At 67.5% G+C, this 25,508-nt stretch carries 24 protein-coding genes; 15 read left to right on the plus strand and 9 right to left on the minus strand.

Features of this window, described 5'->3' with window-relative positions:
• The first annotated feature begins 4 nt into the window (after window positions 1-4).
• Complete coding sequence (locus tag AAF184_15935; GenBank protein ID MEO0423829.1) at window positions 5-817, plus strand: AraC family transcriptional regulator; 813 nt, start codon at window positions 5-7, stop codon at window positions 815-817.
• A gap of 141 nt (window positions 818-958) precedes the next feature.
• The gene (locus tag AAF184_15940) at window positions 959-1,789 is read left to right on the plus strand and encodes a methyltransferase domain-containing protein (protein ID MEO0423830.1); all 831 of its coding nucleotides are present in this window, start codon (window positions 959-961) and stop codon (window positions 1,787-1,789) included.
• On the opposite strand, the gene AAF184_15945 is transcribed toward AAF184_15940, so the two are convergent.
• Window positions 1,746-2,336, minus strand: coding sequence for an adenylate kinase (locus AAF184_15945; protein ID MEO0423831.1), 591 nt, complete (start codon window positions 2,334-2,336; stop codon window positions 1,746-1,748). The two genes, AAF184_15940 and AAF184_15945, sit on opposite strands and share 44 nt — an antisense overlap.
• Window positions 2,329-3,006: a hypothetical protein gene (locus AAF184_15950; protein ID MEO0423832.1), complete on the minus strand. Its 678-nt coding sequence runs from the start codon at window positions 3,004-3,006 to the stop codon at window positions 2,329-2,331. Before AAF184_15950 ends, AAF184_15945 begins: the two co-directional genes overlap by 8 nt.
• A gap of 166 nt (window positions 3,007-3,172) precedes the next feature.
• Here AAF184_15950 and AAF184_15955 point away from each other — a divergent pair, with 166 nt between their 5' ends.
• The gene (locus AAF184_15955) at window positions 3,173-3,679 is read left to right on the plus strand and encodes a helix-turn-helix domain-containing protein (GenBank protein MEO0423833.1); all 507 of its coding nucleotides are present in this window, start codon (window positions 3,173-3,175) and stop codon (window positions 3,677-3,679) included.
• Here AAF184_15955 and AAF184_15960 read toward each other — a convergent pair.
• The 4 genes from AAF184_15960 to AAF184_15975 all read right to left on the minus strand — a co-directional run bounded on the left by AAF184_15960 (window position 3,676) and on the right by AAF184_15975 (window position 7,951).
• Window positions 3,676-4,506, minus strand: coding sequence for a M48 family metallopeptidase (locus tag AAF184_15960; protein ID MEO0423834.1), 831 nt, complete (start codon window positions 4,504-4,506; stop codon window positions 3,676-3,678). The genes AAF184_15955 and AAF184_15960 overlap by 4 nt on opposite strands.
• A gap of 7 nt (window positions 4,507-4,513) precedes the next feature.
• Window positions 4,514-4,990 (minus strand): heavy metal-binding domain-containing protein, encoded by a 477-nt coding sequence (locus AAF184_15965; protein ID MEO0423835.1) that lies wholly within the window; start codon window positions 4,988-4,990, stop codon window positions 4,514-4,516.
• A 2-nt stretch (window positions 4,991-4,992) separates the two neighbouring features.
• Window positions 4,993-5,328: a YbjQ family protein gene (locus AAF184_15970; protein MEO0423836.1), complete on the minus strand. Its 336-nt coding sequence runs from the start codon at window positions 5,326-5,328 to the stop codon at window positions 4,993-4,995.
• A gap of 118 nt (window positions 5,329-5,446) precedes the next feature.
• The gene (locus AAF184_15975; GenBank protein MEO0423837.1) at window positions 5,447-7,951 is read right to left on the minus strand and encodes an EAL domain-containing protein; all 2,505 of its coding nucleotides are present in this window, start codon (window positions 7,949-7,951) and stop codon (window positions 5,447-5,449) included.
• Window positions 7,952-8,458: 507 nt separating this feature from the next.
• Between AAF184_15975 and pip the strand changes: the two genes are divergently transcribed.
• Both pip and AAF184_15985 read left to right on the plus strand, forming a co-directional pair.
• Window positions 8,459-9,424, plus strand: coding sequence for a prolyl aminopeptidase (gene pip, locus AAF184_15980; protein MEO0423838.1), 966 nt, complete (start codon window positions 8,459-8,461; stop codon window positions 9,422-9,424).
• Between the two features lie 25 nt (window positions 9,425-9,449).
• Window positions 9,450-9,875 carry a GFA family protein gene (locus AAF184_15985; protein MEO0423839.1) on the plus strand — a complete coding sequence of 142 codons (426 nt, stop codon included), beginning with the start codon at window positions 9,450-9,452 and terminating at the stop codon, window positions 9,873-9,875.
• Between the two features lie 6 nt (window positions 9,876-9,881).
• Here the strand turns inward: AAF184_15985 and AAF184_15990 are convergent, their stop codons facing one another.
• Both AAF184_15990 and AAF184_15995 read right to left on the minus strand, forming a co-directional pair.
• Complete coding sequence (locus AAF184_15990; GenBank protein MEO0423840.1) at window positions 9,882-10,586, minus strand: phosphatase PAP2 family protein; 705 nt, start codon at window positions 10,584-10,586, stop codon at window positions 9,882-9,884.
• A complete protein-coding gene (locus AAF184_15995; GenBank protein ID MEO0423841.1) occupies window positions 10,583-12,151 on the minus strand; it encodes a glycosyltransferase family 39 protein in 1,569 nt (522 codons plus the stop codon). The genes AAF184_15990 and AAF184_15995 overlap by 4 nt, the downstream gene beginning before the upstream one ends.
• Before the next feature lie 96 nt (window positions 12,152-12,247).
• Between AAF184_15995 and AAF184_16000 the strand changes: the two genes are divergently transcribed.
• The 7 genes from AAF184_16000 (at window position 12,248) to AAF184_16030 (ending at window position 19,270) form a co-directional block, all read left to right on the plus strand.
• The gene (locus tag AAF184_16000) at window positions 12,248-13,174 is read left to right on the plus strand and encodes a DUF3108 domain-containing protein (protein MEO0423842.1); all 927 of its coding nucleotides are present in this window, start codon (window positions 12,248-12,250) and stop codon (window positions 13,172-13,174) included.
• On the plus strand, window positions 13,125-13,922 hold the full coding sequence (locus AAF184_16005) for a glycosyltransferase family 2 protein (GenBank protein MEO0423843.1): 798 nt from the start codon (window positions 13,125-13,127) through the stop codon (window positions 13,920-13,922). Before AAF184_16000 ends, AAF184_16005 begins: the two co-directional genes overlap by 50 nt.
• A 92-nt stretch (window positions 13,923-14,014) precedes the next feature.
• Window positions 14,015-14,419, plus strand: a complete 405-nt coding sequence (locus AAF184_16010) for a lipid-A-disaccharide synthase N-terminal domain-containing protein (protein ID MEO0423844.1) — start codon at window positions 14,015-14,017, stop codon at window positions 14,417-14,419.
• A gap of 67 nt (window positions 14,420-14,486) precedes the next feature.
• Complete coding sequence (locus AAF184_16015) at window positions 14,487-15,392, plus strand: lysylphosphatidylglycerol synthase domain-containing protein (GenBank protein MEO0423845.1); 906 nt, start codon at window positions 14,487-14,489, stop codon at window positions 15,390-15,392.
• Window positions 15,393-15,398: 6 nt separating this feature from the next.
• On the plus strand, window positions 15,399-16,475 hold the full coding sequence (locus tag AAF184_16020; protein ID MEO0423846.1) for a glycosyltransferase family 2 protein: 1,077 nt from the start codon (window positions 15,399-15,401) through the stop codon (window positions 16,473-16,475).
• Between the two features lie 5 nt (window positions 16,476-16,480).
• Entirely contained in the window at window positions 16,481-18,412 is a 1,932-nt protein-coding gene (locus tag AAF184_16025; protein ID MEO0423847.1) for a glycosyltransferase family 39 protein, read from the plus strand.
• A gap of 30 nt (window positions 18,413-18,442) precedes the next feature.
• On the plus strand, window positions 18,443-19,270 hold the full coding sequence (locus AAF184_16030) for a phosphatase PAP2 family protein (protein ID MEO0423848.1): 828 nt from the start codon (window positions 18,443-18,445) through the stop codon (window positions 19,268-19,270).
• A 19-nt stretch (window positions 19,271-19,289) separates the two neighbouring features.
• Here the strand turns inward: AAF184_16030 and AAF184_16035 are convergent, their stop codons facing one another.
• On the minus strand, window positions 19,290-19,937 hold the full coding sequence (locus tag AAF184_16035; GenBank protein MEO0423849.1) for a TetR/AcrR family transcriptional regulator: 648 nt from the start codon (window positions 19,935-19,937) through the stop codon (window positions 19,290-19,292).
• Between the two features lie 100 nt (window positions 19,938-20,037).
• On the opposite strand from AAF184_16035, the gene AAF184_16040 reads away from it, so the two are divergent.
• From AAF184_16040 to AAF184_16050, 3 genes are all read left to right on the plus strand, one after another.
• Window positions 20,038-21,210: an efflux RND transporter periplasmic adaptor subunit gene (locus AAF184_16040; GenBank protein MEO0423850.1), complete on the plus strand. Its 1,173-nt coding sequence runs from the start codon at window positions 20,038-20,040 to the stop codon at window positions 21,208-21,210.
• A 1-nt stretch (window position 21,211) separates the two neighbouring features.
• Window positions 21,212-24,421 carry an efflux RND transporter permease subunit gene (locus AAF184_16045; GenBank protein ID MEO0423851.1) on the plus strand — a complete coding sequence of 1,070 codons (3,210 nt, stop codon included), beginning with the start codon at window positions 21,212-21,214 and terminating at the stop codon, window positions 24,419-24,421.
• A partial coding sequence (locus tag AAF184_16050; GenBank protein ID MEO0423852.1) for an efflux transporter outer membrane subunit occupies window positions 24,418-25,508 on the plus strand: 1,091 nt, incomplete at its 3' end. The genes AAF184_16045 and AAF184_16050, both read left to right, overlap by 4 nt.

A 25,508-nucleotide genomic window follows, 5' to 3' on the forward strand; every position in this document is an offset into this window, starting at 1 on the left:
CCCCGTGCACGAGTTCCGCGTTCGTCGCCTTCCCGAGCTTGGCCTCGAAACGGTCCGTGCGCGCAGCGCGCGGCGCTTCGATCGCCACACCCATGAGCAATTCGGAATCGGCATCGTGACCGAGGGCGCCCAACGCTCCGCCAGTTGCGCCGGCGTGGTGGAGGCGCAGCAGGGCGATGTGATCACCGTGCACCCGGGCGAGGTACACGATGGCGCCTCCCTGGGGTCGCAAGCACGCGCCTGGCACATGCTCTACCTGGATCCTGCTGTCGTCGGCGACATCACCCTAGATCGCACAGAGGGTGCGGGCGGGGACTACGAGTTTCGCTCGCCCGTGGTGCGCTCAACGCAGCTCTTTGGGCAATGCCGTCAGCTGCTGACGCACACCGCCGCGGCGCCAACACCCGACGCACTCGAATCGCTGCTGATCACCGTGCTCGGCGATGCCAGTCGACGCGCCGACCCGCCGCGCGCAACACCTAGCGCTAAGGCCTCCGCCGGCATCACCCGAGCGTTGACCCTCATGCGCGACGCACCCGGTGCGCCGATCACCCTAGCTGAGCTCGCCAGCGAGGCGGACCTCAGTCGCTACCAGCTGATTCGGGGCGTGCGCGCCGCGACCGGCCTCACGCCCCACGCTTACCTCGTGCAGTGTCGTGTGCACCTGGCGCGCCGACTGATCCGCGATGGCATGCCCCTCATCGATACCGCACAGGCCTGCGGCTTCACCGATCAGAGCCATCTGAACCGCGCCTTCGCACGCCGCTTCGGCCTCACCCCCGGTGCCTACGCCGCCGCTGCCGCCGCGACTACCTAGTGTCCTGTCCCGCAAGTTCGTTTAAGAACTCGCGGGACAGGACACTAGCTCCCTCACCTGCAACTTTCGTCCAAGACACCCTCCGCGAGGGTCTGCTGAAGTACGCGCTTTCACGCCACCAGGCCCGCGAAGGAGAGCCCTATGGCCAGCGACTACGTACACGGCTACGACGCCCAGGCGCACGCCCGGCTGCGCGACCAGGCCGGCGCCCTCGCCGCCCTGCTCCACCCGCCGAGCGACCCCACCTTTGCCCCCGGCAGCCACGTACTGGAGATCGGCTGTGGCGTGGGCGCCCAAACCGCCCAGCTGATCTCCCGCCATCCGGGCATCCGCATCACGGCCCTCGACGTCGACGAGCGCTCCGTGGGCGTGGCCCGCGCTTGGGCGGCGGACGCGGGATTGCCCAACGTGACCTTCGATACCGGCGACATCTTCGCCCTGCCCCACGCCGAGGACACCTTCGACCACGCGTTCGTCTGCTTCGTCCTCGAACACCTATCCGATCCAATCGGTGCTCTGCGTGTCCTGTCGAAGGTGCTGAAACCCGGCGCCACGATCACGGTGATCGAGGGCGACCACGGCTCAGCCCAGTTCCACCCGGACGATGCCGATGCGCGTGCCGCCATCGAGTGCCAGGTGACCCTGCAGGCGCGAGCCGGCGGCGACGCCACGCTCGGCCGCCAGCTGTACCCGCTCCTGCATCGGGCCGGTCTGCAGGCGATAACGGTGTCGCCCCGCCTGGTCTACGTCGATGGTGACAACCCCGCGCTGGCGGAGAGCTTCACCCGCAACACCTTCACGGCCATGGTGGCGGCGGTGCGCGACCGCGCCCTCGCCGCCGCTCTGATCGAGGAGGAACGCTTCGATGCTGGGGTGCGCGCCCTGCGGCGCACGGCCGAACCGGACGGTGTGTTCTGCTACACCTTCTTCAAGGCGACGGCGACGGTGCCACCTCGCGCACCCACCGCGTGATCTCTCGACCCGAGCGAAGTTGCACAAAGCGGATGTGCGCCCAACGTGGATCGGCCATGAAGCTCAACATCTGCCGGCGCTTACGGCCGTGTTGGGTGACGATCCACCACAGGAGCGACTGCTCACCGCGCCATACCATGAGCTGGGGCCAGAACTGCTCCCGGCAAGTGCCCCACAGCAGTTCGCCCGTGCGCCAGCGGCGCCAGGACCGGCGCAGCATGCGCCAGATGAGCTGAGGCATCGGCAGGTCCAGCCACACCACCGTATCCAGGCGATCCCAGAACATCCGTTGGCTGAACTGGGTGTAGGACCCGGCTACCACCCAGCGTTCTCCCGCCACCGCCGCTGCGATGCGTTGTTCGAAGGCTGCCGGGTCGGTGGCGTTCAACCCTATCCAGCCCGGTAGCCAATTGAGCGCGTCGAGCTCGACGAGGGGCATGTCCAGAGCCTCGGAGAGCTCAGCCCCGAGCGTGCTCTTGCCGGCATTGCTGCTGCCGATCACGTGGATGCGTCGAAGAGGCGCACTCAGCGCCTGCCCATCAGCCATCGGCCGACGCTTGCCACGGTTGGCGCCACAGCCACGCCCCCGCCGCGCAGCCCCACGCACCCAGGATGACCACCACCAGGGTCATGCCAGCGACGTCGAGGGACCAGACGCCCGCGACCAAGCCGAGGGCCATGGCGGCGCCCGATAGGATCCCGATCGCACCGACCGCGCGTGTCATCGCGTCGACCGCCGCCATCCTCACCATGGCGCTCCCCCATAGGAGGATCGCCACGCCGAAGGCGACGGTGCCGAGCTTGGCCATCGCCTGGTTGGCCGCGTGGAGCCCGAGCAGCACTGTGCGCACGCCTTCGGCGCTCGGCTCCACCCGCGCCGCGAACTCCGGCACCGCGAACCCGGACACGAGCGCGGCGCCCACGAAGGCCACCACGCCCAGGTGCGTCGCCAGCTGGGCCAGGGCCACCATGCTACGCAACACGCCCAACCACGCGCTCAGCACGGAGAAGCACCACTGGTACAGCAGCACGAACAGGATCATCACCCCATGGATCAAGCCGTTAAGACTGCGCTCGCGCTGGATCTCCGACAGCGCCTCCTCGATGCCGTGGGCGCCGATCGTCGGATGATGGAGCATGGCGAAGAGCGTGAGCAGGGCGAGGGCGAACAGGGTGATTGCTGCCGATCGCGGGTTGGGCAGCTGTGAATTGGACATGGTGAAGGCTCCTCGTTCAGCGAAGGGCTCCATGCTGGAGACTCGCGCGGTTGGCCGCGAGCACCAATCCTGGACCGATGTCCGATAGCGGACATGCAGCGCGGAGTGTCCGGAAAAAGCGCGGCGAGCGCTGGAGCGCCTCGGCGGATCGTCGTAGCCTGCACCGATGAGCGATAGCGAGCGAGACAGTGCCGACCGCCGCGTGCGCCGCACAGAGCAGGCGATCTTCAGCGCCTTTCGCGATCTCGTGCTCTCGCGGCCCTACGATGACATTCGGGTTGCGGACATCGTCGAGGGCGCCGGTATCGGCCGCTCCACCTTCTACGAACACTACCGCAATAAGGACGAGGTGCTCACCCACAGCATCACCTGGCTCTTCGAAGCCCTGGCTGACGCGGCCGTCGGCGCGCCAGACCACCAACGGCTGACCTTCGTGGTGGAGCACTTCGACGCCCAGCGCCACCTCGCCCGCGCCCTGTTCCGCGACCGTCCCCTGCGCTTGCTCACCGATCGCCTATCGCAGTTGATCGAGGCGCGCTCGCGCGAGCCGCTCGAGGCGCGCGCCCTGGCCGCTGCCCAACTGGAGGTGCTTTGCACGTGGCTCTGCGCTCGCCTGGCGGTGACGCGTGAGCAGGCGCTGGAGGCCCTCACGCTGCCCCTTCGCCATCGCTAATCGTCCTCGCCAGTCCCGAGCCACGGCAAGGCGATGACCTCACGATCACGGGCGTAACCCGCCGCATCGGCGAGCGCCACGAGCGCCTCGATGCGCCGCTGGGGCAGCGGGTGGGTGGCCGCGTACTTGTCCAATAGCCCCCCTTCTCCATCGCGCTCGCGGATCCGCTCGAAGAACCGCGTCGCATCGGTGACGTGCCCGTAGGCGCCATGCACGAGTTCGAGGCCGAACGCGTCCGCCCGCTGCTCCTGGCGTCGGCCGAAACCGCGATCGGTGAGGGTGGCGATACTCCACCCCAATCCGCCCGACCCGTTGCCCATGGCGGCGATCGCCAACTGCAGCACCAGCACCCGCCCCAGCACGCGCAGGTGATCGCGATTGCTGAAGTGCCCGATCTCGTGACCCAACACGAACGCTAGCTCGTTCTCGGAGGTCACCTCATCCAGCAGGCCCGTGGTCACGAAGATGTGGCCGCCCGGGGCCGCGAGTGCGTTCGGCGCCTCCATCTCCAGCACACCCACCTGGAAGTCGTAGGGGGCTTCGGGCCATTGCTTGGCCAGGCGCGCGGTGATCGCGCGAACGGTTTCCAGGCGAGGATCTTCTTCCTCATCCAGCGCCTTGGCGTCGTGAGGTTTCCAAGACGAGAACAGGCGCGCCTCCACCGCCGGCGAGACGAAGGTCACCGCCAGGTCAACGGCGAAGAGCAACCCGAGCGTCCCGAGGAGAAACAACAGCGACAGCCCCACGGCGAGCGTGCCCGCTTCCACCAGGGGATGGGTCTTGCTGACGTTGACCTCGACGTCCGGTTGCCGGGGGACGTGCTGCATGGTCAGGCTAACGGCGTTGGATGGCGGTGCCGAAGGCGAGCACTTCCACGCCCGCGGTCTGCTCGCCGTTGCCCGACGTGCTCACCAGGCGCGAGGTCTGCAAGCGCACGTTGATCACCGCGTCGAATCCGGCGTCGCGAGCCTGCTCCACCATGCGCAGCACGGCTTCACGGCGGGCGCGGTCCAGCAGCGGTTCGTAGGTCTTCACCCGACCGCCGACGATGGCGCGAAGCCCGGCGATGACGCGCTTGAAGTAGTCCAGGGAGACCACGATGCTGGCGCTCTTGAGATCGCTACGGGTCACCTCCCAGCCCGGCGGCAGGGTGGCGAAGTTGACCACGGGAAAACCGACCAGCGCCTTCTCGCGCTCCGCCAGGCGGGCGAAGTGACGGCGCTCGATCGTGCTGCCCACGAGGTAGGCGAGCACCAGCAGGGTGAGGGGAAAGCCGAAGGTGAACAGCAATTCCCAAGCGGCAGCGGACACCGCTAGCGCACCTGCACGGCGGTGCCGTAGGCGAACAGCTCCGAGGCGCCCTGGGCGATGGAGCTGGTGGCGAAGCGCACGTTGATGACCGCGTTGGCCCCGACCGAGCGCGCCTGCTCGATCATCCGCGCGGTGGCCTCTTCGCGCGCTTCTTGCAGCAGCTCGGTGTAGCCGGCGAGCTCGCCGCCGACGATGTTCTTGAACCCCGCCAGGATGTCTCGGCCGATGTTCTTGGCCCGCACCGTGTTGCCGGACACCACGCCGTAGAACTCCACGATCTCCTTACCGGGCACGAATTCCGTGTTGCTCAAGATGATGTCTGGCGGTATCGAACTCATCGGGGCGCTCCTCGCTCGGGGTTGGCAGACGGACAGGCGCACACGCGCCACCCGACCAAGATAGCCGAGGGAGCCTAGGTCGCCAACTGTGTGAGGTTCTACGTGCCGAATGCGCCGCCTACGCGACGCCGGAGGATCGCTCTGCGGCTGGCGGTGCCGCCAGGAGGCCCGCGATCGGCTCCGGGCGGTGCAGGTGGAAGCCCTGCGCCATGTCCACGCCCAAGCGGGTCAGCTCGGCGACGATCTCATCGTTCTGCACGTGTTCGGCCACCACCTGCAGGTCCAGCACGCTCGCGATGTCGACGAAGGAACGCACCACGGCGAGGCTCAGCGGGTCGTCGAGCATACTCGCCACCAGCTGGCCATCGATCTTCAGGTAATCGAAGCTCAAGGAACGCAAGTAGCCGTAGGACGACATGCCGGCGCCAAAGTCATCGAGGGCCACGCGCACGCCCGCCTGGCGCACTGACTCGAGGAACCCCCGGGCATCGCACAGGTTGGCGATGACCGCCGTTTCCGTCACCTCCAGGATCAGGCGCTGGCGCACGCTCAGGGGCACGGCACCGAGGGCAGCCATTGCGTTGTCGTGGAAGTCCCTATCCCCCAGGGACTGCCCCGAGAGGTTCACGTAGAGCTCCGTGGTGGCGTCGCTCGCCTGAGCGCTCAACAGCGCCAGCGCCTCGCCCAGCACCCACTGGTCGATGCGCATCATCAGGCGGAAACGCTCGGCGGCCGGCATGAACGCGCCGGGCATGATCAACTCGCCATCGTCCTCGCGCATCCGGATGAGCAGTTCGATGCGATCGACGGGATCGTTGGCACCGAGGCGCACGATGCGTTGCCCGTGCAGCACGAAGCGATCGCGCTCCAGGGATTCCTCGATACGCAGGGCCCAGCGCGTGCGCGTTTGCTGGGAACGGATCTCCGTATCGCTGTCGTGGTAGCGCCGAACGCGATCGCGGCCGGCGTCCTTGGCAGCGTAGCAGGCGGTGTCGGCCGCCTGCATGATCGCCGCCGGGTGAGACCACTCGCCGTGGATCGCCACCAGGCCGATGCTCACGCTCACCCGAAAGCGGTGCTCGCCGCAGTCGAAGCGGAACTCACGTACCCGTTGGCAGATGGCGTTGGCGAGCCGCTCCGCCTCTTCCGGTGGGCAGTCGTGCAGGATAATCGCAAACTCATCGCCCCCCAGGCGGGCCACCGTGTCGGAGGCGCGCACGCCCTTGGTGAAGAGGCCCACCACGCGTACCAGCAGCTCATCACCCACGGAGTGGCCGCAGGTGTCGTTGACGATCTTGAACTGATCGAGATCGATGAACAGGAGCGCATGCTGGGAGCCGGCGGAGCGCGCGTTCTCGTGCACCGCTTCCAAGGTGAGCTCGAGTTCGCTGCGGTTGAGCAATCCGGTGAGGGAATCGTGGCGCGCGCGATAACGCATCTCGCTGTCGAGGCGACGGCGTTCCGTCACGTCGTAGAGCACCATGACCGCGCCAAGCACTGCGCCATCGCCATTGACGATCGGCGCTGCCTTGCTCTCCACGGCGTACTCGCTGCCGTCGCGCGAGAGCAGAATCGCATCGCGTTCGAGGGTCATCACCTTCCGCCCAGCGATGCAGGGCATGACCAGATCCGCCACGGGCTCGCGAGCCTTCTCGTCCACCAGGTAGCACACCTCGTAGACGGAGCGCCCGACCATCTCGCCGACGGTGGTGCCCGTGAGCCGTTCGGCGACGGGATTCATCCAGGTGACCTGCCCGCTGGGGTCGGTAGTGATCACCGCATCGCCGATCGACTCCAGGGTGACGTTGAGCAGATCGTTGTTCTCAGCCAAGGCCTGGGTCAGTTGACGTCGCTCGGTGACGTCCTGGAAGGCGCCGTAGACACGGATCACCTCGCCGTCGCGGGCCTCGGTGGTGGCTTGGGCGCGCACCCAGATACGCTCGCCGTCGGCGCGAATCAGGGGCAGTTCCAGATCCCAGCCCTCGCCGGTCTCCAGGGCCCGCTCCACGGCGGCGCTGATCGTGGCCCGCGCCTCGGGGGCGTAGAAGTCGATCGCCGTCTCCACCGATGGGGTGTAGTCGAGGCCGACCCCGTGAATACGCTTGGTCTGATCGGTCCAGGTGAGCTGGTTGGTGAGCAGATTCAATTCGTAGCCGCCCACGCCGGCCACGGCCCCGGTGATCGACAGCAACTCCTGGCTGCGACGCAGGTACTCCTCGTGGCGCTTGCGCGTGCCGATCGGCAGGTGCACGCCGAACATCCGCGACGGCTCGCCGTCCTCGCCCCAGGTGAGGACGCGTCCACGGGTCTGCAGCCACACCCAGTGGCCCTGGCGATGGCGCATGCGGATCTCGCAGTCGTAGGTGGCGAGGTCACCCCGAAAATGCGCGGCGATCGCCTCCTCCACCACCGCGATGTCGTCCGGGTGGATCAGACCACGAAAGCGTTCGACGGTGACCGGCTGGAGATCGTCGGGTACATAACCCAGCAAGCCGGCCCATCGCTCGTTGATGCGAACCCGGTCACGCGGGATATCCCACTCCCACGTCGCGGCCTCCATGGCCTCGATGACGCCCGCCAAAAAGCGGTGATCTTCGTCGCCGCGGCTCTGATCACCGCCCAACGGCCCTTCCGCGACGCTTTCGCCCCCGTGGGCAGGACTTTTGCTGCGCGCCAGGGCGCTGGAGGATTTGCGGGGAGGACTCATAATCTGGGGCACTTGACACGCTGAGCCCCAAGGCTATGCCTTTCAACCCCAGGGCGGCCTTGAACCGCGTCACCAGACCGATCATTTCCAGCACTTTACCTAACGACTTTTTATTATTAGGTACCAATCGAATAAGTTCATCAAAAGGGACAACCCGAGCCGACGACTTAATTCCTCCGTAAAACCCCCTAGCCGCTCTCCAGCGGAGGCCAAGCCCGCGCCCAATACCCTGCACCCCGGCGCAACGGATCGATCGCCAGCACCGCAACAGCGAGCACCTCTTTAGCCACAAACCGATCTTTTTTATTAGGTTACCCTTGAAGCTGATCCGCGATCGATCTCACCACCCCACGCACCCAGACCACCTTGCCGCCCTGCCCGCAGGCCAGTACGCTCTGCGGATCGACTCAGCTGGAGCTCACCATGCCCCCGGATTCCTCCTCTCACCGCACGCTCTACCCCGCTATCGAACCCTTCGATCACGGCACCCTGCAGGTCAGTGAGCTACACCGCATCTACTACGAGCAGAGCGGCAATCCCGCGGGTAAGCCGGTGGTATTTCTCCACGGTGGACCCGGCGGCGGCGGCGACACGCGGCCTCGCCGCTTCTTCGATCCGGCTCGCTATCGCATCGTCGTCTTCGATCAGCGCGGCTGCGGGCGCAGCCATCCCCACGCCGTGCTGGAGGAGAACACGAGTTGGGATCTCGTCGCCGACATCGAGCGCCTGCGCGAGCACCTGAGCATCGAGCGCTGGCAGGTGTTCGGCGGCTCCTGGGGCAGCACCTTGTCCCTGCTCTACGCCCAGGCGCATCCGCAACGGGTGACCGAGCTGGTGCTCCGAGGCATCTTCATGCTGCGCCGAAGCGAGTTGGAGTGGTTCTACCAGCACGGCGCGAGTGAGATCTATCCCGATCAGTTCGCGCGCTACGAAGCGGTGATCCCCGAGGAGGAGCGCCACGATCTGATCAGCGCCTTCCATCGCCGCCTCACCGGCGATGACGAGGCGGCCGCCCTCGAGGCGGCGCGCGCCTGGGCGATCTGGGAGGGCTCCACGAGCGCCCTGCGACCCGCAACCAACGTGGAGGAGACCTTCGGCGATGCCCACTTCGCCCTGGCCTTCTCGCGTATTGAATCGCACTACTTCGTGAACGGCGGCTTCATGGAGAGCGAGACGCAGATCCTCGATCAGATCGACCGCATTCGCCACATCCCGGCGGTGATCGTGCACGGCCGCTACGACGTGGTGTGCCCGATTCGCAACGCCTGGGATCTATCCCAGGCCTGGCCCGAGGCCAGCCTGACGATCATCGACGATGCCGGTCACTCGGCCTTCGAGCCCGGCATTACGGACGCCTTGGTCCGGGCCACAGACGGGTTCGCCAGCTGAGCAGCGCCAGACGAGGAAAGCCACCATGGAACTCTCCGGTCGGTGCCCCTGCGGGGCCGTCACCTTTCGCGCCACCGAGATGCCCACCATGCAGGGGTACTGCCACTGCACGTCATGCCAACGGGCGCAGGCCGCGCCGATGCTGGCGTTCGCCCTGTTCTCCTCCGATGACGTGACCCTCGAGGGCGAGACGACCTCCCTCACGATCAGCGGCCGGGACGGCGCAGCCGTACGCCTGAGCTGCGCGGTGTGCGGCACGCGGGTGGCCAACGTGCCCGGTGGCGGCACGCTCGGGCTACACGCCCTGTTCCCCCCGCTCTTTGCCCGACACGACTGGTTCACGCCGGCGATACACATCTTCTGCGAAGAGCGCATGGTCGATATCGACGACGCCCTCCCGAAGTACGTGGATACGCCGGAGGCGTTCGGCGGCAGCGGGCAAACCCTCTAACGAAAATCAGCGCTTACGCCGGAACAGGCGCTCTCCCGCCCAACGTCGTCCGTCGGGATGCACGAGCAACCAGGTGAGCGACAGGCTCGCACCGACGATCCAATAGGAAAAGAGCACGTCGCTCAACCAGTGAGCACCGACCGCCATCCGGGCAAACCCGACCCCCAGTGCGCCGCCGAGCCCCGCCAGCAACCATGGGTAGCGCCGACGGGTTCCGAGAAACGCGGGCGCCATGAGATAGGCACCGAAACCCGCATGGCCGCTCGGAAAGGAGCAGTTACGCTGGCACTCGCCGGCGAGTTCCCCCAAGCGCCGAAAGGCGTAGTCGCCCTGAAAGGGCTCGCTATCGCGGGGCCGCGGACGCGGCCAATCACTCTTGAACTGGTGCACGACCAGGCCGGGGCCGATCAGCAAGCCGGCGAGAAGAAATCCGATCACCACCCGGCGCGCCTGCAGCCAGCGCATGGCGGGCACGAGGCTCACCAGCAACATGATCAACAGCACCAACCCGTAGAGCTGGGAGCCGCGCTGAACGCCGTGGTAAATCCAGGCGATAGGCGCACGCTCATTGGACCAGAAGCGAGTGTCCTCCACGCCGTTCGGATCGTAGAACCAGCCAGCGACGCTCAGGTCGATAGTCGGCCAGATCGCGATGGCGAGGGTCATCAAGGCGAAGCAGAACACCCCCACCTGCCAGATCCGTTGACTCACGGTCGCGGCGCCTCAGCGCCGGTCCTGCCCGGCATCGCATCGCTCGGCGGCAGGTGGGCGACGGCCTCGTAGCCACGGAAGCCCTCCAAGCGGTAGACGAACACTTCCAGCGTGCGATCCACCACCACCTGGTGGCGTGCCGTGCCGATCTGCTCGGCCACCTCGAAGGCGGGCGCCAGGGCCTCGAGGGGCGTGCGCCCGACGTAGAGGAAGCTGGACGCCTCACTCGCGGCGATGTCGTTCATCAGCTCGAACTGGCTTGCCACCCCGCCATCGGGATTCCAGGCCGCAACCGCTGACCACTCGCTCTGCCGCGTGCGCCCGTAGTAGGTCATCTGCGAGAGCACCAGGCGATCGTCCCCGAGTAGCGCGGCGTCGGGGTGGTCGGCGCGAAGCGCCTGTACCTGCTCACCCATCTCGCGCCAACCGAGGATGCGCGACCAGGGATCCCACTGGCGGTTCAGCTCGATGCCGACCAGGGGCGCCAGCGTACGAAAGTGGTAGGGCACCAGATTCAGCACCACATTCAGCACCAGGGCGGCGATCAGCAAGCTCGTACCCACTCGGCCGCGCTCGCGCAGGAAGACCACCAGGAGCGGCGTCGCCGACACGTAAGCCGCCAGCGCCCAGTTCACGTTGGCCCCGCCGAGCCACGCCTGCCCGAGGTACATCAGCAGCAGCGGCAGGGTGAAGAGCAGCAACATGCGTTGGCGCGAGTCGCGCCAGACCGACGGCGAGAAGCACATCACCAGCAACACGAGAAACGCGAGGGGCCCGAAGACGCCAAGCTGGCCGCCTAGGAATTCCAACAGGTCACCGAAGCGATCGCGATCGCCCGTCCACTCGGTCATCTCCGCCGTGTGCGTGATGCTGGGGAAATCGTGCTGGAAGTTCCACCACAGGTTGGGCGCGAGCACGAGGAGCATCACGCCGAGCGCCAGCCAGGGCCCGCGCATGCGCAGCCAGCCGCGATGCTCGCTCAGCAGCAGGTAAAGAAACATGGAGATGGGGAACAACACCATCGTGTACTTGGACAACATCCCCAAGCCCATGGCGAGCCCTAAGCCAAACCAGGCGCCGGGTTGCTCGTCTAGGGCACAGACGAACAGCCACAGACCGATGGCCCAGAACGCCAGCAGGGGCGCATCGGTGGACACGGTCATGGTGAGGAAGCCCACGGCGGGCAACGTGTACAGGGCGATGCCACTCAAGGTGCCGTGTTCGCGACCGAACTGTCGCACGGCGAGCAGGGCGACGAAGAGGGCGGCGACGGCGTACCAGAGGAAGGCACTCAGCTTCACGCAGAGCTCCCCCTCGCCGCACACGCCGGTGAACGCGGCGATCGACCAGGCGACGAACGGGGGCTTGGAGTAGTAGCCGAAGGCCAGGTGGCGGGACCAATCGAGGTAATAGGCCTCGTCCAGATAGAGGTTCATCCCCGTGCTTTGCACGATGAACGCACGGTAGGCGGCGATCGCCACTAGCAGCAGGAGCAGCCAGAGCATGGCGCTCAACTGCGGCGTCTTGTCCGATTCTGGGGAACTGCTGGGGTTTACGGTGCTCAACAAGAGGGTATCCAGAGGGTTTAGACTTCGGGTTCGCCCGAGCCCAGGCGCGTAGCGCGCTGGCGCGAGCCTCGAGTGTTTCGGAGGAATGCTCACATGCCTGCAGACTTCAGGCCCGGTCGCTACGGGACCGCCGCCACCACGACTGCTCCCCGGCCCCGCACGACGCGACTACGCGCGCGCTGGCTGCTGGCGGCCGCAAGTATACTCGCTGCGGCGAGTGCTTCGATGGCGGCCGAACCGGTGGCCTACACCGCCGAGTACAAGCTGCGCGCCTTCGGCCTGCGCGGCAAGATGAACGTCGAACAACACCCCGAACCCGGCGTCATCGACGCCGAGGGCCCCGTATGGCGCTACCGCTCGGAACTGCGGGCCAAAGGCCTCGGCAAGCTGTTCTTCGGCGGCACCACCTTCGAGGACGCCCTGTTCGAAGTGCGCGATGGCCGCTTGCGCCCCCTGCACGTGACCGGCCTGGACACGATGAAGGACCGCGCCAAGGACGTCACCTTCACCTGGCCCGAGGGTGATGATGCGGCCAGCGAGGGCCCCCTCGCCGAAGGCACCGACGCCGAAGCCACCTTCTCCATGGAGATGCCGCCGGAGGTGCTCGATCGTGCCCTGCTGATCCCCGCGATCGGGCTGGACCTGGAGCACAGCGGCGCAGCCCGTGACGCGGACGGCAAGCTCACGCTGGCCTCCGCCCCCCTGGATCCCGACCGCGGCTACCGCTTCCGCGTGCTCGAACGCGGCCAGCTGCGCGATTACTATGCGCGCCTGGTGGGAGAGGAAGCGCTCGACGGCCCCGAGGGCGACCCCGTCGAGACCCTCGTCTTCGAACACCGACGCGACGGCTCCAGCCGCACGACCACCTTCTGGCTGGCCCCGTCCCTTGACTACCTGCCGATCCAGATTCAGCAGCGCAAGCACGACAAGAAGCCACACCTGCGAGCCGTCCTGAAGGATTACCAGCCCCTTGACCCTGACCAGCAGCAGCAACCCAATCCCGAGCGCGACGCCCGCTGACCCTGCCGACGTGCCGGGGAGCGCCATCGCCGCGCTCTCGGTGGTGGTGCCCGTGCACAACGAAGCGGGCAACATCACCCCGCTGATCGAGGAAATTCACGCGGCGCTGGCGGGCCTGCCCCACGAGATCATCTACGTCGACGACGCCAGCCGCGACGAATCCCTGCGTGAGCTGGCCGCCTGCACCGAGCGCTTCGCGAGCCTGCGCGTGCTGCGCAACGAGCGCCAAGCCGGGCAGAGCACCTCCGTGCTCAACGGCGTACGCGCCGCGCGCCACGAATGGGTCGCCACCCTGGACGGCGACGGTCAGAACGATCCTAAGGACATCCCGCACCTGATAGCGGCCTTGATCGAGGATGGCGAGGCGATCATGGCCATCGGCCACCGTCGCAAGCGCCGGGACACGTGGCTGCGGCGGCGTGCCTCGGGCATCGCCAAGGGTGCCAGGCGCCTGGTGCTCGGCGATGAAGTGCCCGACAGCGGCTGCGGCTTGAAGGTACTACGCCGCGATGCTTACCTCGCCCTGCCCTACTTCGATCACATGCACCGATTCCTTCCTACCCTGGTGCAGCAGGGCGGCCAACGCGTACTCTCCGTGGCCGTGAATCACCGCCCGCGCGAGCGCGGTCGATCGAAGTACGGCATCCTCGACCGCGCCATGGCCGGGGTGATCGACATCGTCGGCGTCGCCTGGCTGGGCCTGCGAAATCGCAAAACCCAGACCGAAGAACTCGAGCGCCGACCCTAGCCGCTCCCCCCGCCCCCAAGGCGCCGACCAGCGCCCTCGTGACCAAACTCGTGAATAATCCGCCCTGAAGCTTCGAGGGATTGGAACCACCTATGCTACTGACCGGATCGTTGTTGTTGGCGACGGCCTTGGCCGACGCCACCCCCCTGATCGCCCCCGCCCCCGCAGACCCGCTGCGCCAAGTGCTCTTCGAGGTGACCCTGGGTGGTCTCGCCTGGTCGATCACGCCGTGGAAGATCATCGGCTACGGCGGCGTCGCCCTGTTCGGCCTGCGTTGGGTGGTGCAGGCGCTGGCCTCGCGCAAGGCCCAGGCGCCCACCATGCCGCTGGCCTTCTGGCTGATGAGCGTGGCGGGCAGCGTCATGCTGCTGGCCTACTTCGTCTGGGGTAAGAACGACTCCGTGGGCATCCTCTCCAACCTGATGCCGTCGTTGATCTACAGCTACAACCTCTACCTTTTCTTCCGCCAACGCCAACGCGACGCGGCCGCGGCCTAAACGCTCGGTGGACGGCGAGCTCATGCCACGACCGGGCTGGCGCAGGCTGCTCTCGCTGAGCCTCGCAATGCTGAGTGTGCCCGCGCTCGGCCTATGGGTTCATCTAACTGTGGGGTGGACCCAGCTCCTCTCCCCCTGGATGGGCCTCCACGCCGTCGACTACGGTGTGCTGCTCGTCGGCATAGTCGTCTCCTACCTCGCGCGGGCCGCCCGCCTCTTCGACTACTGTCGTGCCATCGTCGGCCACGCGCCCCTGGCGACGCTGCGCTTGAGCCTGCTGCACAACCTGTTCAACAACCTGTTGCCCATGCGCACCGGTGAAGCGGCCTTCCCCCTCCTGATGAAACGCTACTTCGGCGCGCGCTACGTCGACACGGGGTTGTCGCTCCTGTGGCTGCGCGTCCTGGACCTCGCCGCCCTGACCTTGCTGGCCGCCTTGGTGGTCGCGACGGGAAGTGCGCTACCGCCCCTTGCTCGCGGGCTCGCCATCGCCTTGGCCTTCGCCAGTGCCGGGGGCCTACTCGCGCTGCCCTGGTTGGTGCGACGGCTACCCGGGCGGCAAGACGGCGGCCGCGCGCAGCGACTGATCCACGCGATCGGTAGCGCGCTGCCCGCGAGCACGGCCGCCTACGCCCGAGCCGTGCTCCTCACCCTGGTCGCATGGGCCGGCAAGGGACTCGCCTTCGTCTGGCTGGTGCTGCAGTTCACCGCGCTCACACCGCCCACGGCTGCCGTGGGGGTGGCCGCCGGCGAACTGTCGAGCGTGCTGCCCGTGCACGGCGTCGCCGGCAGCGGCACCTACGAGGCGGCGATGGTGGGTGCGCTGGTGGCCGTGGGCGCCGATCACGACGTCGCCCTCCTGGCGGCCGTCAACGTCCACCTGCTTCTCCTCGGCGCCGCCCTGGCCCTCGGCACCGTGGCCCTCGCGCTGCCGCGCCCGACATCGTCCTTCAACGATGATCAGGTAAGCTGACGCCCCATGAGCATCGATGCCCCCGACACGGCTGGCGAGGCGGACGGTTCGGGCGAGCCACTCGCCGCCTCCCTATCGATCGTCATCCCCATGTACAACGAGCAGGACAACGTCGCGCCGATGATGGCCGACGTGCACCGCGCGTTGGCCGCCTACCCCGCACCCTGGGAGTTGGTGGTGGTGGACGATGGCAGCACGGACCAGACGCGGCAACGACTGCAAGGCGAAGCGGCCCGCTACGGTGAGCATGTCAGGGTTCGCGTGCTGCGCCGGAACTTCGGCCAGACCGCGGCGATGCAAGCGGGCATCGACGCCGCTCGCGGCGAGGTCATCGCCACCCTGGACGGCGACCTGCAGAACGACCCACAAGACATCCCGCGCATGGTCGACCAATTCCTGCGGCGAGACCTCGACCTGCTGTGCGGCTGGCGTGCCGATCGCCAGGATACCTGGCTCATGCGCAAGCTGCCCTCGCGCATCGCCAACTGGCTGATCGGTCGCGTGACCGGTGTGCGCATCACCGATTACGGCTGCAGCCTCAAGGTCTACCGCGCCGAGGTGATCAAGGGCGTGCGCCTGTACGGCGAGATGCATCGGTTCATCCCCGTGTGGGTGGCCTCCGCAACCTCGCCCCTGCGCATCGATCAAACGCCCGTCAACCATCGCCCGCGCGTGCACGGTGTGTCCAAATACGGTCTCTCGCGTACTTTCCGCGTGGTGCTCGATCTACTCGTGGTGTTCTTCTTCCTGCGCTACCACGCCAAGCCGGGCCACTTCTTCGGCGGCATCGGCCTGAGCTTCGGTGCCCTCGGCAGCCTCGTCCTCGCCTACCTCGGCGTGGTGAAGTTCGTGCTGGGCGAGGACATCGGCTCGCGGCCCCTGCTGTTCGTGGGCATCCTGCTGGTGATCGCCTCGCTGCAATTTCTCACCACGGGCATCCTCGGCGAGTTGCTGAGCCGCACCTACTACGAGTCCACCGCCGCCGCCGCCTATCGCGTACGCGTAGACGATGCCGAGTCGCACACGGCGTGGGCTGGCCCTCGCAACACTTCCTCCAACCGGGCCGCGCGCGCCCAGGGATGAGCTCCATGCGTTTCCTCTACAACCCCTGGGGCTTGATCGTCATCGCCAGCGTCGTCTTCGCCCTCGGCGCCTGGGACACGCCGCTGTTCGACAAGGACGAGGGGGCGTTCGCCGAAGCCACGCGGGAGATGTTGGAGAGCGGCCAGTACCTGATCACCACCCTCGACGGCGAGCCGCGCCACGACAAGCCGATTCTGATCTACTGGGCGCAGGCGCTCTCAGTGAAGCTGCTCGGTACCACCGAGCTCGCCTTCCGCCTGCCGTCCATCCTCGCCGCGTTGCTCTGGGCCTTGGCGCTCTACCGCTTCACCCGGCAGACCCTCGGCCGCGACGAGGGCGGCATCGCCACCTTCAGCTTCGTGACCGCCCTGATGGTCTCCCTGGTGGGCAAGTGGGCAACGGCGGACGCGCTGCTCAACCTGTTCATCGCCCTGACCATGTTCGATGCCTGGCGCTTCGCCGAGCATCGTGATCCCAAGCACGGCTGGCGCGTCTACCTGTGGATGGCGCTGGGGTTCCTCACCAAGGGACCCATCGCGATCGGCCTGCCGGTGTTGGTCGGCGTGCCGTGGATGCTCTGGTCCGGCCGCCTCGGCGTGCTGTGGGCGCTGTTACGCCAGCCCGCCGGTTGGGCGGCCTTCGTGGTCGTCGCCGCCCCCTGGTACATCGCCAATACCATCACGCCGGAGGGGCGGGAGTTTCTGCGCGGCTTCTTCCTCGACCACAACCTGGCGCGCTACGCGACCACCCGGGAGGGCCACGGCGGTGCCTACTGGTACTACCTGCCCCTCGCGCCCTTGCTGCTGATGCCCTTTGCCGGCTGGTTCCTGAGCAGCTTTGCGCGCCTGCCGCGGATCATGAACGCGCCGCTGGATCGCTACCTGTGGCTGTGGTTCTTCGTGGTTCTGATCGTCTTCTCCCTCTCCGCCACCCAGCTGCCGCATTACCTCGTCTACGGCATGACGCCGCTCTTCATCCTGTTCGGGCGCTACTACGCGCACTTCACCAATCGCTGGCTGTGCTTTACGCCGGCGATCGTGTTCTTCGCGATCCTGGCCCTGGTGCCGTCCTTGCTGCCGATCGCCCTCGAGTCCGCCCCCCTGCCCGGCGTCGCCCCCGAAGTGGCGGCTCAGATCGGCCGCGAGGCCGCGGGTTGGCCTTACGCCGTTGCTAGCTTGACGGCGCTCGTGCTCAGCGTGGTCATCGCGATGGAGCGACGCATTCACCCCTGGCACGGCATGTTGCTCCTGGGGTTGGTGCAGGCGGTGCTGATCGGTCTGTTCGTCGCGCCCACCGCCGCCCGCCTGGAACAGACCCACATCCGCGCTGCGGGTCAGGCGGCCGCCGCCCTGGAGGGCGAGACCGTCGTCGCCTACCGCTACCGGCGCCCGAGCTTCAGCGTCTATCGCAACGCCGTAACGCCCCATCGCGCGCCCCTGCCGGGTGAGGTGGTGTTCACCCAGCCCTCGACCCTGAGCGCATTCCTGGAGGAACAGGGGCTGTCCGCGGACACCCTCTTTGAAAGTGGCGCCGTCGTGCTGGCGCGGGTGTCAGGTGGTGCTGAGACGTCACGCCCTGCGGCGGCAGATACCCCCGAAGCAACCCCCACCACACCTCTTGAGCCGACATCGCCTATCGGCGCAGAGGCCCCGATCGAGTCGGGTATACAGTTCGAGCTGGACGTGGGCGGGGAGGACACGTCTCCACCACGAACCGAGGAGGACACCGGCGATGGCCCTTCCGATGAAACACCACCGCAAGCGCCGGCACTGCCGCAGGCCGCCGGGGAGCTAATCGATCCCGAAGCAGCGCCGGAGCCATCGCAAAGCGATGCGCCCGCCGACGTGTCAAGCCCCCCTGATGACGAAGCCGAGGGCGCCGACACACCTGATGCTCCGGAGGAGGAGAAGTCCGATCCCCCCTCTGCCCTGCCCTGAGCGCATAACGCTGCGCGACCTCTAGTGCCCATGCGATTGCGGGAAACGCTTGCACACGCTGCCGCTCGACGCGGGGATGCCATCGCGCCTGGCGCTTTTTCCTGGCTGTTCACGCTGAGCGCACTGTGCGCCGCGCTGGGGATCGGGTTGTTCGCCATCGACGGCTCTCACCAGATCGGTTTTGTCCCCTTCAACGCCCTGGCGCGACCGGCGCCGGACTGGTTGTTGGCGAACCTCACCGAGGTGGGCAACACCGCCGTGTTGGTCGCAGTGGCTTTGGTGACGGCGCGCCGCCACCCGCAGCTGCTGATCGCGTTGGTGGTTGCCGTGCTCTTCGGGGCGATCGTGATCAATGTGCTTAAGGATGCCTTCGCCGTACCTCGACCACCCGCCGTACTGGACCCCCAGAGCTTTCGCCTGGTGGGTGATGCACATCAGCGCGGCAGCTTTCCCTCCGGACACACGTTTGCCACCTTTAGCGTAGCCGCCATCGCCCTCGGGTTCGTCACCCAGCCGATGGCTCGCCTATCGATTATCATCGGTGCCGTGTGCGTAGCCTGCGCGCGGGTCTGGGTGGGCGTGCACTGGCCTCTCGACCTGGTCGGCGGGGCCTTCGGCGGACTGTTGACGGGCGCCCTGGCCCTCGCCGTGAGCCGCCACTGGCATGGGGGCTTCCATCCGTTTGCACACCTCGCCATGGTGAGCGTCGCCGTGCTGTCCAACGTCGTGCTCATCATCGGCGGCACCAACTATGCGGCAGCCGATCCGCTGATGCGCACCGTGGCCTTGGCGAGCACGCTGGTCGTGGCGTGGCAGTATCTGCGCCCTACCCCAGGCCCCACGGCGCCGACGGAATAGCAGCCTCGTCGACCGTGCCCTACTGCGCGGCGTAGCGACTCAAGAACATCGCTACGCAAGACTCGACACGCCGACGGCGCGAAGGCTCATCCAGGGGCTCGCTGGCGCCGAGCACACTGCCCATGTGGGTGTTGCTGGCGAGCATCCCGGAAAGCATGTCCGCCGCTTCGTGGACGTCGTCCACTACCAACGCCCCCGCCGCTACGTGGTGGTGAATGAAGGCCTTGAAGGTGTCGAGGGTCGCGAGCGGACCCGCTTCGAAGAACAGTTTGGCCACTTCCGGGTGCGCCGTCGCGCTGCCCATCACCGTGCGCTTCATGCGCAGCACGTTCTCGTCGTAGAGCAAACTGATGAAGCGCAGGCATAGGGTGGTCAACCCCTCGCGCACACCAATCTGCTCGAGCGCCCGACTGCCCTGAAGCTCGTAGCTATCGAGCTTGCTGCGGATACAGGCCTCGAGCAGGTCTTCCTTCGAGCTGAAGTGGCTGTAGACCGTTTGCTTGGAGACGCCCGCGTGCTGGGCCACCGCGTCCATGCTGGTGCGGTCGAGACCCTTGTCGAAGAACAGGCCCGCCCCCGCGTGCAGGATAGCGGTGCGCTTCTCCTCACTCCTGGGCCGTCCGGGCTTGGCCTTACTCGGCGCTTCTTTAGGTTTTTCTATTTCCATACTGGACAGTCTAGTTTTGTGCATCTAATATTCAAACTATACGGTCTAGTTTATACCAGATGCCGGCTTACCCTCAAGTTCCCCCGAGGCCAGAGATCCGATGAATAGCGAGCTATATCAGCGAGTTAAATCACCCTTCGGTGCAGCGTCGAGCAGCTTGCTCGCGCTGACCACCTTGTTGTCACTGGCCGCCTGCGGTCCAGCTACGCCCGATCAGAGCGCCCGCGAGATCAGCCCGATGCGCGTACCGGTGGCCTCGCCCGAGGCCGCCCCAGGATACGCCGCCGAGCATATCTTCTCCGGTCAGATCGAGGCCGCGCGGACCGCCGCCCTGGGCTTCGAGCTAGGCGGGCTGCTGCGCAGCGTGCAGGTGGAAGAGGGCGCACGGGTGGCGGCCGGCGAGGTGCTGGCGCGCCTCGATACCGATCGCTTGGCCGCCGCTCGGCGCGAGCGTGAAGCGGCTGTGCTCGATGCACGTTCCCAGGTGAGCCTGGCCGAAGCGACCCTGGCGCGGGTCGACGAGGCCCTCGGCTACCGCGGGGTCTCGCGGCAGGAAGTGGACGAGGCCCGCGATGCGCGCGACCGCGCGACCGCCGCCCTCGCGCTCGCCGAGGCGCGCTTGGCCAGCATCGACGTCGACTTGGACAAGAGCGCCCTGCGCGCGCCCTTCGCCGGCACGATCGCCGCACGCCGCGTAGACGAAGGCGCCGTGGTCGCCGCCGGCGCGCCGATTCTCGTGCTCGAAGAGTCCGGTCACCTGCGGGCGCGCGTCGGCGTCAGCGGCGAGCTGGCCCGCGCGCTGACCGCCGGCGATGACGAATCACTCGAGGGCCCGACCGGCACCCTCGACGCCACGGTCCACGCGGTACTCCCCGTGCGCAACGCGGTCACCCGCACCGTCGATGTGCTGTTCGATCTGCCGCGCGGCGACACCCTCGACCTGCGCCCCGGCGACCTGGTGCAACTCACCCTCGCTGAATACCGTGCCCGCGAAGGCCATTGGTTGCCCCTCGCCGCCCTTACGGAAGGCGAGCGCGGCCTGTGGAGCACCCTCGTGGTGGAGGGCGGGAACGCATCCGAGTACCGCGTCACCCAACGAATCGTTGAGGTGGCTTACCACGACGCGCAACGCGTCTTCGTGACCAGCGGCATTCGCGATGAGGACCTGCTGGTGGTGGACGGCACCCACCGCGTGGTGGTAGGCCAGCGGGTCGCGCCAAGTGGGCCTGCCGTCGCCGATGCGGTGCCGGGTGACGTTACCGGGGAGCGCTGAGATGACCACCACTGCCCCTCGCCCCGCGCGCGAGCCCGTTGCCGGTCGTATCGCTGCGGGCTTCTACAACAACCCCCTGTTACGCGGCCTGACGCTGTTGATCGTCAGCATGGCCGGCCTTGCCGCCCTGGGCGAACTGCCGCGCCTGGAAGATCCGCGTATCACCCAGCGCTTCGCCCGCATCTCCACCCTGCTGCCGGGGGCTACCGCGGAGCGTGTGGAAGCCCTGGTCACCGAACCGCTCGAAGACCTGCTCGATGAGATCGATGAGATCAAGGACGTCACCTCCACCTCCCGAGCGAACGTCTCGAGCATCCTCGTCGAGCTCGATGACAGCGTCACCCGCAGCACCAATCAGGACATCTTCGCGGAGATTCGCGCCAAGCTGCGCGACGCGGCCAGCGTGCTGCCCGCCCAAGCCACCGCCCCCGTACTCGATGACAAGCGCGGCGCCGTCGGCTACGGCGTGGTGGTCGCCGTACGCTGGGCGCAGGGGCACCCCGAGGCGGAAGACCTCGGCATCCTCGGTCGCACGGCGCAACGCCTGGCCGATCGCCTGCGCTTGCTCCCAGGCACAGAACTGGTGCGTTTCTACGGGGCGCCGGACGAGGAAATCACGGTACTCGTGGACCCGCAGGCGATCGCCGCCTCGGGCCTCAGCGTCGCGGAGGTTGCCCAACGGATCGATCAGGCGGACGCCAAGAGCGCGGCCGGCCGCCTGCGCAGCGATCAACGCGAACTCGCCCTGGAACTCGCCGGCGAGCTCGACGGCGTCGAGCGCATCGCCCGCATCCCCCTACGCGACGACGGCAACGCGGGCGTGCTCACCGTTGGCGAGGTGGCGACGATCGCCCAGGGTTGGCGCACGCCGGAGCGCAACATCGCCCTCTACCAGGGGCACCGCTCCGTGCTGGTGGCGGCGCGCCCCGTGGTCACCGAGCGCATCGACTTGTGGGGTGAACAAGCGCGAGAGACGATCGCCACCTTCCGCTCCGAGCTAGGCACCCAGTTCGAGATCGACCTGGTCTTCGATCAGAGCGAGTACGTCGACGATCGCTTGTCCATGCTCACCAGCAACCTCTTCATGGGGGCGGCCGTGATCATGGTGATCGTGCTCCTGCTCATGGGCTGGCGCGCCGCCATCATCGTGGGCCTGGCGCTCCCCCTGAGCTCTGCCATCGCCATGTTCGGCCTCGCGACCGCCGGCCTGCAGCTGCACCAGATGACCATCTTCGGTTTGCTCATCGCCATCGGTTTGCTCATCGACAACGCCATCGTGGTGACCGACGATGTGCAGCGGCGCCTCTACGAACACGGGGATCGCCCACGCGCTGCCGCCGAAGCGGTCAATCACTTGCTGACACCGCTGTTCACCTCCACCTTCACCACCGTGCTGGGCTTCATGCCGATCTTCCTGCTCAAGGGCAACATCGGCGACTTCGTGGGCCCGATCGCCGTGAGCGTGATTATCGCCCTGGCAGCGTCCTTCGCCCTCTCCGTATCCGTGATCCCGGCGCTGGCGGCGCGCTACCTCGGCACCACCCCGACCGGCGAGGGGGTCTCGTGGTGGCGTGCTGGCCTGCAGCTGCGCCCGATGAGCGCGCCGTACCGTAAGCTCCTCGGTGCGGCCTTGACGGCCCCACGGCGAACGATCGCGATCACCGCGAGCATCGCCTTGGGCGGCTTCGTCGCGGCCTCGCAGCTCGGCCTGCAGTTCTTCCCCGGTGCCGACCGCGATCAGTTCGAGATCGAGGTGTGGTTCTCGCCGGACACCTCCGTGAACGCCACCCTGGCGGGCACGCGCGCCATCGAGGCAAGCATGCGCGAAGAAGCCGGCATCGCACAGATCGACTGGGTGATCGGCGCCAGCTTCCCCGTGGTGTACTACAACGCGGTGGAGAATCAGGACGATACGCCGTCCTACGCCCACGGCATCATCACCGCCGCCAGCGTGGCCGATGCCGCCGCGCTGGTTCCTCGCCTCCAGCGCAAGCTGAGCGAGACGTTCATCGATGCTCGCATCGTGGTGAGCGCCTTCGGGCAAGGACCGCCGATCGATGCCCCCGTGGCCTTCGAGCTGTATGGTCCCAGCCCCGATGAACTCGCGCGCTATGGGGCGGAGGTTCGGCGCGTCATGCACGATGTGCCCGGCGTACTGCACTCTTCCGCATCGGTGGAAGGCGGACAGCCGAAGCTACGCCTGGAGGTGAACGAGTACGCAGCACACCTGAGCGGCCTCACCCTCGACGACATCTCCGCGCAGCTGCAGGCGAGCCTCGATGGTGGTGTCGGGGGCAGCGTGCTGCGCGATACGGAGTCGCTCGCCGTGCGCGTGCGCATGGCCGATGCCGTGCGCGGGAGCGTGCAGGAGATCGCCGACCTTCGCCTGCTATCGAATCGTGCCTCGAATGCGGCAAGCGAGTGGATTCCCACCTCGGCCCTCGGCGAGCTGACGCTCGTGCCCGAGAAGTCGGGGGTCTCGCGCCGCAATGGCGAGCGCGTCAACAACATCTACGGCTACACGGCGGAAGGCGTGCTGCCCATCGAAGTGACCCGTGAGATCCTCGAACGCCTCGATCAGCAAGGCTTCACCCTGCCCCCGGGCTACCGCCTGCAGGTGGCAGGGGAGAGTGAGTCCCAGGCCGAAGCCGTCGGCTCCCTGGCGGCCTACGCTCCACTACTCGGCGTGGCGATGGCCACCACGATCATCCTGAGTTTCTCGAGCCTGCTGCTCGGCGCGGTGATCGGAGCGGTGGCCTTGCTGTCGGTGGGGCTGGGGATGCTCTCGCTCTACCTGGCGGGCTATCCCCTCGGCTTCAATCCGCTCATCGGCAGCGCGGGCCTGATCGGTGTGGCGATCAACGGGTCCATCGTCGTGCTCGCCGCCATCCTGGCGAACCCGAGGGCGCGTGCGGGCGAGAACGAGGCGATGGTCGACGAGGTCGTACACAGCACGCGCCACCTGGTGGCCACCTCCCTGACCACCACGGCGGGCTTCGGCCCCCTCCTGCTGAGCGGGGGCAACTTCTGGCCGCCCCTCGCGGTGGTCATCGCGGGCGGGGTCGCCCTCTCCCTGATGCTATCGATCGGCTTCACCCCGGCCTGCTACGCCTTGCTGGCCGAGCGAGCGGCACGCAAGTCCGCAGCTGAGGCGAGCGATACGCAGCAGCCCCTTCCCCACACGCCTGATCCCCTCGGAGGTGCCGCATGAACCGCCTTCATCGCCTCGCACTGCTCGGGTTGCTGGCCCTCGCCGGCTGCGCCTCCCTGCCGGTCGAGGAACCCGCCAGCACCCTGCCGTCGGCAGCGGCGGAGGATCGATGGCAAACGCCGTCCGCCATCGCCTCGCAGACGCAGGGTGAAGCCCTCCCGGCGACCGACTGGTGGCGACTGTTCGGCGACGACACCCTGAGCGAGTTGATCGCGACCGGGCTGGCGGCCAACCAAGACATCGCCATCGCCTCCGCGCGCCTGCAGCAAGCGGGCGCCGCCGTGCGCAACGCCCGATCCGGCCGCCGCCCGCAGCTGGACTTCGCCGTCAACGCACGTCGGGCAGAGGTGAGCTCCCAGGGCGCCGGTGCCGCCTCGCAGCTCAACGGTGCGGGACTCATCAACGACGTCAACGAGTTCTACGACCTGGGCGCCAACCTCAGCTGGGAGGTGGATCTGTTCGGTCGCCTCGGGGCTCAGATCTCCGCGGCCGAGAGCAACCGGGCGGCGAGCCTGGCGGACCAGCGGGGTGTGCAACTCACGGTCACCTCCGCCATCGCCTCCGCCTACCTGGAGCTACGCGCCCTCCAGGCGCAACTCGCGGTGGAACGCGCCAACGTGCGCATCAGTGAAGAGCAATACACGCTGGCGCGCGACCTCGCGGCGAGCGGCCTGAGCCCTGAACTGGACGCCCTGCGCGCCCAGGGGCAGTTCGAGTCATCGCGCGCCCGTCTGCCGGCCCTCGAAGCCCAGATCGCCGGTCAGCGCTTTGCCCTAGCGACCCTCATAGGTGGGACGCCGGGCAGCATCGAGGCACTCGTGGCGGACACGGGTGAGCAACCTGCACCGCCCGCGCTCTTGCCCGTCGGCGTGCGCTCCGATCTCCTGCGTCGCCGACCGGATGTAACCGCCGCCGGCTGGCGCTTGCAGGCGGCAACCTCATCCCTGGAGGCGAGCGCCAAGATTCGTTTCCCCCAGCTCATCCTGACCGGCGCCGGCGGCACCGACGCCGGCTCCTTCCTGGACATGCTCGAAGCCAGCAGCGTGACCTGGCTGCTGGGGGCGGCGGTCAACCTGCCCTTGTACCG

Source organism: Pseudomonadota bacterium, from assembly GCA_039815145.1.
Taxonomy (GTDB): Bacteria; Pseudomonadota; Gammaproteobacteria; order Steroidobacterales; family JBCBZW01; genus JBCBZW01.